This is a genomic window from Psychrobacter aestuarii, from assembly GCF_904846035.1.
GTDB classification, from domain to species: Bacteria; Pseudomonadota; Gammaproteobacteria; order Pseudomonadales; family Moraxellaceae; genus Psychrobacter; species Psychrobacter aestuarii.
The window spans coordinates 2297377-2309512 of the sequence record NZ_CAJGYT010000001.1; the positions used below are offsets into that span (position 1 = coordinate 2297377).

General features: G+C 52.2%; 11 protein-coding genes. 7 read left to right on the forward strand and 4 right to left on the reverse strand.

Annotated elements, in window-relative coordinates:
- The first annotated feature begins 12 nt into the window (after positions 1-12).
- The 3 genes from JMW05_RS09875 to JMW05_RS09885 all read left to right on the forward strand — a co-directional run bounded on the left by JMW05_RS09875 (position 13) and on the right by JMW05_RS09885 (position 3293).
- Positions 13-1263: an FAD-dependent monooxygenase gene (locus tag JMW05_RS09875; protein WP_201505091.1), complete on the forward strand. Its 1251-nt coding sequence runs from the start codon at positions 13-15 to the stop codon at positions 1261-1263.
- Between the two features lie 42 nt (positions 1264-1305).
- Positions 1306-2502: a UbiA prenyltransferase family protein gene (locus tag JMW05_RS09880; protein ID WP_201505092.1), complete on the forward strand. Its 1197-nt coding sequence runs from the start codon at positions 1306-1308 to the stop codon at positions 2500-2502.
- 62 nt (positions 2503-2564) lie between these two features.
- Positions 2565-3293 (forward strand): OmpA family protein, encoded by a 729-nt coding sequence (locus tag JMW05_RS09885; RefSeq protein WP_201505093.1) that lies wholly within the window; start codon positions 2565-2567, stop codon positions 3291-3293.
- A 56-nt stretch (positions 3294-3349) separates the two neighbouring features.
- On the opposite strand, the gene JMW05_RS09890 is transcribed toward JMW05_RS09885, so the two are convergent.
- The 3 genes from JMW05_RS09890 to nadA form a co-directional block, all read right to left on the reverse strand.
- On the reverse strand, positions 3350-4261 hold the full coding sequence (locus JMW05_RS09890; protein WP_201505094.1) for a lysine exporter LysO family protein: 912 nt from the start codon (positions 4259-4261) through the stop codon (positions 3350-3352).
- Between the two features lie 136 nt (positions 4262-4397).
- A complete protein-coding gene (nadB, locus tag JMW05_RS09895) occupies positions 4398-6227 on the reverse strand; it encodes an L-aspartate oxidase (RefSeq protein ID WP_201505095.1) in 1830 nt (609 codons plus the stop codon).
- Position 6228: 1 nt separating this feature from the next.
- On the reverse strand, positions 6229-7368 hold the full coding sequence (gene nadA, locus JMW05_RS09900) for a quinolinate synthase NadA (RefSeq protein WP_201505096.1): 1140 nt from the start codon (positions 7366-7368) through the stop codon (positions 6229-6231).
- Between the two features lie 243 nt (positions 7369-7611).
- Here nadA and JMW05_RS09905 point away from each other — a divergent pair, with 243 nt between their 5' ends.
- The 3 genes from JMW05_RS09905 (at position 7612) to JMW05_RS09915 (ending at position 10521) form a co-directional block, all read left to right on the forward strand.
- Complete coding sequence (locus JMW05_RS09905) at positions 7612-8604, forward strand: NUDIX hydrolase (RefSeq protein WP_201505097.1); 993 nt, start codon at positions 7612-7614, stop codon at positions 8602-8604.
- Between the two features lie 154 nt (positions 8605-8758).
- Positions 8759-9619: a carboxylating nicotinate-nucleotide diphosphorylase gene (nadC, locus tag JMW05_RS09910; RefSeq protein ID WP_201505098.1), complete on the forward strand. Its 861-nt coding sequence runs from the start codon at positions 8759-8761 to the stop codon at positions 9617-9619.
- Between the two features lie 260 nt (positions 9620-9879).
- The gene (locus JMW05_RS09915; RefSeq protein WP_201505099.1) at positions 9880-10521 is read left to right on the forward strand and encodes a MarC family protein; all 642 of its coding nucleotides are present in this window, start codon (positions 9880-9882) and stop codon (positions 10519-10521) included.
- Positions 10522-10530: 9 nt separating this feature from the next.
- Here JMW05_RS09915 and JMW05_RS09920 read toward each other — a convergent pair whose 3' ends face one another.
- Positions 10531-11139, reverse strand: a complete 609-nt coding sequence (locus tag JMW05_RS09920) for a LysE/ArgO family amino acid transporter (protein WP_201505100.1) — start codon at positions 11137-11139, stop codon at positions 10531-10533.
- Positions 11140-11349: 210 nt separating this feature from the next.
- On the opposite strand from JMW05_RS09920, the gene JMW05_RS09925 reads away from it, so the two are divergent.
- Positions 11350-12078 (forward strand): hypothetical protein, encoded by a 729-nt coding sequence (locus tag JMW05_RS09925; RefSeq protein ID WP_227691503.1) that lies wholly within the window; start codon positions 11350-11352, stop codon positions 12076-12078.
- The last annotated feature ends 58 nt before the right edge of the window (positions 12079-12136 follow it).

The following is a 12136-nucleotide window of genomic DNA, read 5'->3' on the forward strand; positions in this document are numbered from 1 at the left end:
AAAGGAACGTTTATGACCAACGACCATACCCTCATCATCGGCGGCGGCATTGTGGGCGCGAGCCTTGCATTGATACTGGCGCAAGAAAAGCGTGCTGTCACCTTAATTGACGCGCGTCCGCTACGTACGGATGCCGACTGGCAGCGCGCCTTGGACAAGCGCGACGCCCGCGTGTATGCGCTGAGCCTTGCCAGTATTGAGCTGTTTAAACAGATGGGCGTCTGGCAGCAGATTAGCGCATCTAAGCGCAAAGCCGACTATACGCAGATGCACGTCTGGCAGCGGGATGGTGTGGGCGAATTGTTGTTCCAAGATGATGTCGCGCCGCAACCCTTGCTCGGCAGCATGGTTGAGCCTGCGGTCATCGAGCACGCCTTATGGCAGCGCTTGCAAGATGAGGATGTGCGTGATTATGTGACCTTGCAATATGGGCAAAAGGTGCAGCAGCTTGAGCATGTGAGTAAGGAGACAGGCTACCGCGTGCAGCTCGCTGACGGTACAGAAATAGTGGGTAAATTACTCATCGGTGCAGATGGTCGCGGCTCGATGGTACGCCAGCAGGCAGGTATTGCCCTCGATACTTTAGATTATAAACAGACCGCCATTTGCTGCGCGATTCAGACCGAAAAGCCGCATCAGCAAACCGCCCGCCAAGCCATGCTGCCTACAGGCACACTCGCGCTACTGCCGCTTGCCGACATTACAGATGCGGACAAAGCCCGCCCGCAGCATTGGCAATCTATCGTTTGGACGCTGCCCAAACACCGCGCCCAAGAACTGCTAAACGAGACACCGCGTCAATTGGCAGACGCACTTGCGGCGGCGTGCGGCTATGAGCTGGGCAACATTGAGGCGATTGAGTCTATCGCCAGCTTTGACTTAAACGCTCAGCAAGCCACATCTTATGTCAAACACAACCTTGCCTTGATCGGTGATGCCGCGCACGGCGTCCATCCGCTGGCAGGACAAGGCTTAAACTTAGGTATGCTCGATGTGAAAGCTCTCAGCGAGCAATTATTGTCCGATTATGAGCGTAGCGGCTACTGCACATGGGGCGCGTACAGCAGCCTGCGTGCGTATGAGCGCCGCCGCCGTCCGCACAACAGCCTGATGATGCACACCTTTTCGGCACTCAATTGGCTGTTTGCAGGTAGCCTTGCGTCCTCAAAACCTGTGCAGCAGCTGCGCCATATCGGTATGTACCGCGTCAGTAAAATCAAACCGCTGATGCGCTTATTTGCCAAGCAGGCGAGCGGCTTGTAAATTTTACAGCCATAACTTTTCATCAGTAAAGAGCACACCCGTATGCGTATCCCAAAGTTTTGGGCAGAGCACAAACAGCGATTTCAAGCCGTGCGTGAAGGTAGTGATAACAAGCGGCAAGTCACCATCAAGCGCTATGGCTGGTCAGATAGCAGTCAGGCAGCGGCGCTGGCACATGCCAAAATGCGGGTCAGTGACGCGTACCAGCGCTGGCAGGCGGGCGCGGACATTTTGCGCCGTGAGCGTGATAAAGAGTACAACGCACAAAACGGTATCCCCATCCGTGAGCCGATACTCTTTGAGCAAACGTGGCAGCATACGACAGGCGATAGCCTTAGCAAAAGCCATGATAGCGACACACGACTGATCGTCACCCGCAACCGCTATGGCGCTCAGGTCGCGAATGTGAATAATATCGCCATTATTGATGTGGACAATGCCGATTTGTTAAGCCAGCGTTATCCCAAGGTCTACGATGCACAGCGCGCTACGGGCATTATGGAAAGCACTGGTGCAGCGGACAGCCCTTCAGCGATTAAAAAGCAAATGTGGATTATGGTCGTGGTGGCGATTGCGCTGGCGAGCATCATTGCCTTTCAGTCGCTGTCATGGCTGTGGCTGCTTGGCTATTTATTTATTGCCGTGGCGATATTGTGGCGACAAGCCAGCAAGGAAGAGGCTGAACAGCAGCAGCGCCAGCAAGCGCATCTGGACTCGCTTCAGCCCTATATGACCGAGCGGCTGCAGCAGTATGTCAAAGAGCAGACTACCGCATGCTTGCGACTGTACCAAACACCCGCAGGCTTTCGTATTATTGCTATGCACGATACCTTTTTACCGAGTGATGATGCAGTAACGGCATTGTTCCAACACCTTCACGCCGACAACAACTATGTACGTCTGTGCCAAGTGCAGCAATGCTTTCGCGCCCGCCTGACCGCCAAGCCGTGGCGCATGGCAGAAGTCACGCAAACAGGCGAGCTGGATAAAACGCTGCCAGCCAATCCCCAATGGCTTGCTCATGATGCGGACAATAACAGCGACATTGACGACAATGCGCAGGCACGCGCACAATGGCTCAGCGCGTATGACACTTTTGCGACCCGCTACCGCGCGTGTCATTATATAGATACCATCCGTGGTGAAGACGCCAAAGCCAATACGCCAGAGGCAATTACACAGTTTATCGACTGGCATGACGAGGCGTGTCGGGTGATGAAAGATTTGCCACTGGCATGATATTGACAATACATTATTATTGGAATAATGTTTGTTGATATTACTAAGCGCGGTACACCTGCATGCTCAAAACATTACCCTTATCCATCGTTATCACTGCTGCATTGACAGGCTGTCAAACGCTGACCCCATCCACACCCTTTAGCACCGAACACAATAAAAAACTGATTAAAAATCAGGTGAGCATGACTGCCAATACAGAGGTCATGGACTCAGACGGCGATGGCGTACTTGATGATGTTGACAAGTGTCCTAAAACGCCGCTGCACAGGGTCGTTGATCGTCAAGGATGCATCATCATTATCGAAGGCGGCACAGCCCTTGAGATGTCGTTTGTTGGTTTTTTTGCGTCAATGAGCAGTGAGTTGCCTAATAGTTACGCTCGTGAATTTGCACAAATAGAAAAATCACTGAATGACCATCCCAAAGCGAGCGTTTTTATTTTTGGTCATAGCGCAACCAAAGAGCACGATGCAGCGACAATGCCCCGCGCTATTGGTGACGCCTTAGCACGCGATCGAGCACGGATGCTTAAAAACAAACTGGTATTCACGCACGGTATCGCACCTGAACGCATTCGCACGTATGACTGTGCAGACAGGTACTTGGTGACAGACAATGCCTTTACAGATGCGCATTTCAAAGTATTGGGTATCAATACTATCGAGGAAAAACAGCGGCGTGTCATACTCATGGCAAGCGATGAAGTACATGACTTGCAAAACTTTAAGTATAAATCTGCTGAGCAGTTATACGGCGAGTATGCCCGCCAATGCGATGTGTTCAAATAGCACCCGCACCAGTAAAGCAAACTGAGCGTCCGTGTCCATTATCTTGTTATCGTCACTCAACCAAACGCCGCAAACACTACCATCAGCACAGGCGAGACGATATTAATAATAAAGCCAAAGCTGATGGCAAGGGGCACAACCGTCAAGCCGCCTGATTGCTGGATGACGGGCAGGGTAAAGTCCAAGCTGGTCGCGCCGCCCAGACCCACCGCCGCCGAGGGGTACTGGCGCATCACCATCGGGATAAATAGCAGCGCAAAAAACTCACGGATTAAGTCGTTAAACAGCGCTACGCTGCCCCAGACCGCGCCATACGCATCGGTCATCACAATCGCTGAGAGTGAATACCAGCCAAACCCTGAGGCGAGCGCCAGCCCCTGTGTCCACGATACCTCACGAAAGAGCATGGCAAAGCCTAGCCCGCCCACGAGTACCGCCAGCGTAAAAATCACGCTGATTTCTACGCCGCGCCGATTGAGCATCACTTCTTTTAAAGTAATGCCTGAGCCTTTGAGTCCAATACCTACGAGCAAAATCAGCAGCATTAACAGCGCGGTCATGGCATTTTCTGGTGGCAGATACGCGCTCGGCAAAAAGTGCCCAATCACAAAGCCAATCACCACGCATATTACCTGTATCAGACTGCCACGGATACTGATGCGATGCTGATTGCCTTTTTCGGCATTGTTTTTACTGCGCCATGGCTTAAAGCGGTCAAACCACAACAGTGCCACCAGTCCTGTGCCCACCGTCAAAATCGACAGCACCGCCACGTATAAGGCAATGTCGCCGAGCTGATTGCCCAGCCCATGCACCTGTGACAGCTCAATACCAATCAAGGTCAAAATGACAAACACCAAATACGACAGCGCTTTGTCCGCCGTCTGCGCCATACGCGGGGTGACAGGAATCGCAAAGCCGATAAATAAGGGCAGTAGGACAAGGAGAAGGGTAATAAAGCTTTGCATGGGTCGGCTCGTTGGTGGCGCAAACCCATGATTTTAGCACAGTAGTCGCGGCGTACTGCGATGATGCAGGCAGCATTTGTGCCCAATCAGTCACGACCACTGTGCCAAGCGTATTTTATTGTTATTAAGGCGTGCTCTAACACGCAGGACGTAGCGCATAACTTGCGGGTATGGCTGCTATTTGTGGCAGCGGTTGATAAGACAAGCTGCTGCCCACATTTGGCGCGATAGGTGCAATGACACTGACCGCTGCCGTATCGTTGCTCATTGGGAAGTCTAGGCGCGTGTGTCCGCCACGGCTTTCACAGCGTAGCCGTGCCGATTGCAGCATCAGCGCCGCTAAAGACAGCTGCCGCTGGATACGCTGGTAAGCAATCTTTTCAGATATGCTTAGATTGGAAGCGTTGTTTATACCTTGCTGGACATCATCTTGCCAAGACCGCACTTGCTGCAATGCTTCGCTTAAGCCTGCTTCTGTGCGCGTGATGCCCATGTTGCGGCTCATCAGCTGCTTAAGCGCACCTGCTACATTAGCGACCGATTCGGGAAATTGGCTGTCTGTAAAGCGAGTATGGGTGTTTTGACGGTTGGTGCTTTGCTTAGCCTTACTTTTCTTAGCAACATTATTGGGCAAGGTGATGGGCAAGATATTATCCACGCTCGGCGCTTGCCAGCGCGTTTGATGGGCGAGATATTGCGGCAAATGCGCAGCGATATTGCGACCGACGACCACGCATTCAAGCAAAGAATTACTCGCCAAACGGTTCGCGCCATGCAGCCCTGTATAGGCGACTTCGCCAGCGGCATACAGCCCTTGCACATCGGTCATGCCATCAGTGTCCGCGACCACACCGCCACAGCTATAATGCGCGGTCGGCGCGACAGGAATGGGGTCACGCGTTATGTCGATGCCGTGCGTGAGTAGCGTCTGATAAATCTGCGGGAAATGCGCGGTAATAAATTCGGCAGGCAAGTGGCTGATGTTCAAATGCACGTAGCCCAAGCCGTTGTTTTGGATTTCGGTCGCGATGGCGCGGGCGACAATATCACGCGGTGCCAACTCAGCGCGGGCATCATAGTCGGGCATAAAGCGCTTGCCTGTATTTGGGCAATATAAATGCGCGCCTTCCCCGCGTAAGGCTTCGGAGATTAAAAAACTACTATCTGCCAGCGCAAGCCCCGTGGGATGAAATTGCACAAACTCCAAGTTTGCCAAGCGGCAACCCGCCTGCCATGCCATCATTACGCCATCACCGATACACACGTCAGGGGCGCTGGCACGCGCAAACATCTGCCCCAAGCCGCCGCTGGCAAGTATCACCGCCGCGCTGTGTATGCTCATAACCGTATCATTGTGGCTGGCATAGACGTGCGCACCACAGCAGCGTGTGCCTGCTGGCGTGTCTGTGGTGAGTAAAGACAAGGCTTCGTGGTAGGGCAGTAAGGTAATGTTGTCCGCCGCTTGCGCCTTAGCAATCAAGGTTTGCATGACGTAGCGCCCAGTTGCGTCCTCAGCGTGTGCCACACGGCGGCAGCCATGCCCGCCTTCTTTGGTTAAGTGTAGCGCGTTGCTGCCTGTCACATCGGTGCTCGTAGGCTCTTGGGTAAAGGGCACGCCTTGCGCACACAGCCATTCAATTGCCGCTTGCCCCGCGCTTAGGATGCGCTGTGTGTTGTCCACATCGCACAAAGCCGCGCCCGCAATCAGCGTATCTGCCACATGCGCGTGTACGCTGTCATTTTTATCCAGACTTGCCGCGATGCCGCCTTGCGCGTAGTGACTGGAGCACACCTCCAGTGCCGATTTGCTGAGTACGGTGATGTTAAGGTGTTTGGGCAATGACAATGCCGCGCTCAGTCCCGCCAAGCCAGCACCAATAATCAGCACGTCCGTATGCTGCATTGCGTCCGCAGACATTGCAGGTACAGTAGAGGTGGCATCTATAGTGTTGGTTGGCTTGGACATGTTAGGCAGCTCCGACATGAGTGAATAGCGCGCGGTCTTGGACGATATCGCCGCTTGCCGTGACGTTTTTTTGCTTGTTTTCCGCAAAGTCCAGCATACGCTGTAATGGCTTTTTGGCGGCTTCAGCAAGCTCAGGGGTTAAGACAATCTCGCCGCTTTTATTTAACAAACAGTGCTCAATTGCTTGTAACCCATTCATTGCCATCCACGGACAAAATGCACAGCTCTTACAGCTCGCGCTTTCGCCTGCGGTCGGCGCGGCTAAGAACTGCTTGTGCGGTGAGCGTTTTTTCATCTCGTGCAAGATGCCAAGATCGGTGGCGACGATAAAGGTATCGGCGTCCATCTCATAGGTGGCTTTGAGCAGCTTGCTGGTTGAGCCGACCACATCGGCAAGCGCCACCACACTGTCGGGCGACTCAGGGTGTACCAAGACTTTGGCGTTAGGGTGCTCGGCTTTTAATTGCTCAAGTTCGGTCGCCTTAAACTCATTGTGTACCAGACACGAGCCTTGCCACAGCAGCATGTCCGCGCCCGTCTCTTTAGCGATATAGCTGCCCAAATGACGGTCAGGTCCCCAAATGATGCGTTTGCCTTGCTCATGCAGATGGGTCACGATATCCAAACCAACTGAAGAGGTGACGACCCAATCGGCGCGCGCTTTGACCGCCGCGCTGGTGTTGGCATAGACCACTACGGTGCGCTCAGGGTGCGCGTCACAAAAGGCGGCAAACTCATCGGCAGGGCAGCCCAAGTCGAGTGAACATTCTGCTTCCAAGTCAGGCATCAGCACAGTTTTTTCCATGCTTAAAATCTTTGCCGACTCACCCATAAAGCGCACGCCTGCGACGATAAGGGTTTGTGCGCTGTGCGCTTGCCCAAAGCGCGCCATCTCTAGCGAATCACCCACACAGCCGCCTGTGGCGAGCGCCAACTCTTGGATAAAGGGGTCAACGTAATAATGGGCGACCAGTACCGCATTGTGCTCTTTGAGCAAGCGTTTGATGTTCGCCTCAACGATTAAGCGCTCTGAGCGCGGCAGCTCAGCAGGGATTTTTGCCTTGGCGTATTCGATATTGAGTGCATGTACGCGCTTGTTGTTGTCGCTTAGCTTGGGCGCATCATAAGGGAAGTCAGTCATAGCAGCCTCGTTGTCTGTCGTTATGATTATAATTATGCTCATTTTGAGTATAAAAACAAGTTATTTTTTATGGTTATCAATCAATTAATACAATAAAAAAGGGTCAAAATAAGTTGCGCAAGGCAAGACAAGGGCAGCATCAGGCTTGACATTCAGGCTATACTGACGGGCATAACAACAAGTGTGCGACCAACAGGCACACATTTTTTATAACGATGAATAATCAGGTAGTATTGAACGCTTATGACATTGTCCTATTCTCATGCCCATAAAGAAGGCAGCGGCACGACCGAAGTGGTCGCCGTACTGATTGCCATTACTGACCATAGCGCGCGCGTACTGACCGTTGACCAAGGCAAGCTGTTGCCGAATGGTCCGCTGATGCCGCTGCATCGCTCCTTGCAAGCAGGCGTGCGCCAATGGGTCGAGGAACAAACCCAGCAGCCGCTTGGCTACCTTGAGCAGCTGTATACCTTTGTCGATACCAACCGCCGCAATATTGAAGGGCACGCGCTGGTGTATGTTAGCTATCTCGGTTTGGTACAAGAAAGCGAGACCGTCCACCAGCAAAGCCAAGCCTTATGGCGCGACTGGTACGACTATTTTCCGTGGGAAAATCACTTGGACGGCGCACCTGAGATGATTGGTACGCTGATTGTGCCTGCCTTGTTGGACTGGGCGAGTCAAGCGGACGATGACGCCACGATGCAGCGTAGGCAGCAACGCATTCGTTTGTGTTGGGGTGCAGGCGCGATGCCAGACGATACAGCGACCGAGCGCTATGATGATTATGGCTGGGCGGCAGAGCATACTTTGCTGCGCTATGAGATGTTGTATGAGGCAGGGCTGATACCCGAAGCGCCCGACTATCAACCGAGCAAGCTGCCAGCCAACTGGTCACAGCTTATCGGCACGCCCATGTACTACGACCATCGCCGCGTGATTGCTACCGCCATTTCGCGTTTGCGCGCGAAGATTGAATATCAGCCGCTGATTTTCGGCTTGATGCCTGAAGTGTTTACCTTATCTCAACTGCAACAAAGCATTGAGGCGCTGTCAGGCGTGCGTTTGCACAAGCAAAACTTTCGCCGTTTGTTAGACACACAAAACCTCGTCAAACCCACGGGCGAGAGCAGCAGCGCTCAGCGCGGACGTCCCGCCAAGCTATACCGTTTTTGTCATGATATCGAGCTGCAAAGTCTGCTCATGGACAGCAAATTACCCAAACGCAAATAACCTGCATACGAAACGCTTGCCTAGCGTCATATATTGCGCTATATTTATGCTCAATTTGAGTTTAAATAACGCTAAAGAGGCGTATGGGCATCATGCCGCCAACAGCGTTATCAAACGTGCTTAATGGCTTAATGACAGAAAAAAGGGGCAAGCGATGAGTCAGACCCAAGCAGCATTGGACGATGTGGTGTTAACGCCTTTTGTTGAGCAGGCGCTTATTGAAGATTTGGGGCGTCGCGGCGACATCACCTCACAGGCGACCATTCCTGCCGATATGCAGGCAAAGCTGTATATTCGTGCGCGTCAGGCAGGGGTCATATGTGGTATGGACTTGGCGCATTTGGCGTTTTTATTGGTAGATAAGACGATTGATTTTCAGGCAGTGGTGAGCGATGGCACAAGCGTGGAAGCAGGAACCGTGCTGGCAACGGTCGAGGGCAATGCGCGCCATTTACTCACTGCCGAGCGCACCGCACTGAACTTTATGACCCACCTGAGCGGTATTGCCACCGAGACGCGCCAGATTGTCGATAGTGTCGCTGAGTATCCTGCCAATATCACCTGCACGCGTAAGACCATTCCTGGGCTGCGTATCTTACAAAAGTATGCCGTACGCTGCGGCGGCGGGCGCAATCATCGTATGGGCTTGGATGATGCGATTTTAATCAAAGACAATCATATTGCCATTGCAGGTGACATCACTACTGCCATTACGCAGGCACGCGCGCATGCAGGACACCTTGTCCCACTTGAAGTAGAAGTCGATACGTTAGAGCAATTAGCCGCCGCGCTGGATGCGGGAGCGACCTTGGTACTTCTTGACAATATGTCATCTGAGACGCTGACACAGGCCGTCGCCATGTGTCAAGGTCGCGCCAATACCGAAGCATCAGGCGGTATCACGCCTGAGACAGTACAAGCCGCCGCAAAAACGGGGGTCGATTTTATTGCTATGGGTTATCTGACGCACAGCAGCACCGCGTTAGACATTGGACTGGATTTTATTGCCCAATAAATCATTAAAATAAACAGACAAATTTTGGCGCGCCACCAGTCTGCGCGCGCCGTGTATTTATTGGCAACTGTTTGAATATATATGACCGCGCTGTATGTCGATACCGCGCGTTTTTTGTCTTTTTAGGGGTAGGGGTTTTAGATACCGAAGTTATTGATTTAATGCCCAAAGCCCTTGTGCTACAATCTTTGTTTGTAAGACTGCAGGGTTAATAGCGAACTATTAACCTTATTTTTTGTTCGTCAATAAGAGAGCCGTCAGTGAATACTGAAATCATCAAAATCATCTTAGCATTTATGGTGCTGATCAATCCCTTTAGTGCGCTGACGCTGTTTGTGGATTTGACACGCGGCTACTCTATGCACAATCGGCGAAAAGTGGCACGGGTGGCCGGATTGACCATCTTTGTGACCATCAGCTTTTTTACCATCGCAGGTGAGACGCTGCTTAATCTTTTGGGCATCTCTATCGGCTCGTTCCAGCTGGCGGGCGGTATCTTGGTGTTTTTGATTGCTATCAACATGATGAATGGTGACGGCAACCCACTAAAGCCTGACCAAGACAATTTTGACGTCGACCACGTCCACGGCGCGCCGCCCAGTATTGCCTCAGCGGTGGTGCCATTGGCGATTCCGATGATGATTGGACCTGGCGGTATCTCAACGGTGATTATTTATTCCGCGCAGATATCAGGCATCGTTAGAGTCTCTGCGGTTTTGATTGCAGGGCTGTTTATCAGTGTGTTTTGTTATCTGGCATTGATGGCAGCAGGGCGCATTGGGCGTGTGCTCGGTGATGCGGGGCTTAACATTATGAGCCGTATTATGGGGATGCTGCTTGCGGCAGTGGCGGTCGAGATTATTGTTAATGGTCTGCGCACGCTGTTTCCAGACTTGGTGTAAGGGCTGTCTTTAGCTGCTGTGGTACAGATGCCACGACAAATACAGCATCAATATCCCAACCAAAGCATCCAAAATATTCCATGCCTTTGGCGCAGCAAACAGCGGTCGGAGTAAGCGCGCGCCATAGCCTAAAGCAAAAAAGAACACAAAGGACGCCGTCACCGCACCGCTGGCAAAGACCACCTTACTGCTCGCGCCTGTCGATACCATACCCATCAAGACCAACGTGTCTAAATAAACGTGCGGGTTTAGCCACGTAAAACCAAAGCACAGCAGCAGTGATTTTTTTAAGCTGGTGACCACCTGCCCCTCTACAGTGAGCGCATGAGAAGTGCGCCAGCTGGCATACAAGCTTTGCAAGCCATAGACCAATAAAAACAGCGCCCCTGCGATTCTGGCCATATCTACCAGATGCGGGTAGCGCGCCGTCACCGCGCCAAAGCCCGCCACGCCCGCCGATATCAGTATCGCGTCACTGAGCGCACAAAACAGACAGATAAAAAAGATATGTTCACGCTTAAGCCCTTGCTTGAGCACAAACGCATTTTGCGAGCCAATCGCAATGATGAGTGACAACCCCAAGAGCATGCCTGAGATATAGTCGGTCGTGTTTATCATAAATGAAATCTTTATAAAATATAGGCTGCCTTTATGCACAGTCAGTGAGCAATAACAGCCATTAAAAGGGTGTATCTAAGACACAATAGCGCGAGCCAGATACCATACACCGTGACGTTTGCTTACTGGCAGAAACGACAAAAGCTGGTAGTATATAGCATGGGCACAGCGTGTGCGATACCCACCAATAGACTAGGAACATAGACTACCATGGTCGTCAGTCTGACAAGAATGCTCAAATCTTTTTCTCAAGCGCAAGACGCTGCGCCCGCCCAAGCCGCGTGTGCCCTGCGCGCCGCCGCTGAGCAACAAGTGCCGCAAGCCGTGCCATCAGATGTCCCGTCAGCAGCTGCCTTAACAGAGCCTGCGCGCACCGAGCGTATTTGTAGCGCGCTTGAGCAAGTGCAAGACATCCACGCACCCACGCCACTGACGGACCGATATCTGCACAACCGTGCGCTTATGCGCCCAAAAAACCGCCCGCCTTTTGACCCTGACACCTTATGGTATCTTAGATATGGACGCTGCCCGATTATGACTGAACTTATTGACGTCGTGAATGAAGAAACGCTCAATGCCATGCCGATTGAAGCGGTGGCCATCTTAGACCGAATCAATAATAAGTTAAAACGTTATCGCGATTGGAGCGGCGAGCTGGACGCCCAGCCGTCGCAAAATGAAAAACAGTTCGTGATTGATAAGCTGGTCAGTGAAAGTATCCCCGAAGCACTGCACCATTACGAGCAGCTGCTGCGCTTTAGCCCGCACCGCACCAAAAATAGTACCACGCATGACAAAATGAGCGCCCGTGACATCTTGATTGATTTGTTTTTAGAAGTGGATTACGAATTGGACGAGCTGTTAGATGAGCTGCATCAAACGGTATTGAACCGCTTGGCATCCACACACCGCTACGTCAAAAGCCGAACCAAAAGCTAGGCAGTATAAGCCGTCAGCGAATAGGGCAGTAATGTGTGTAACAATAGCCAACTGGTCA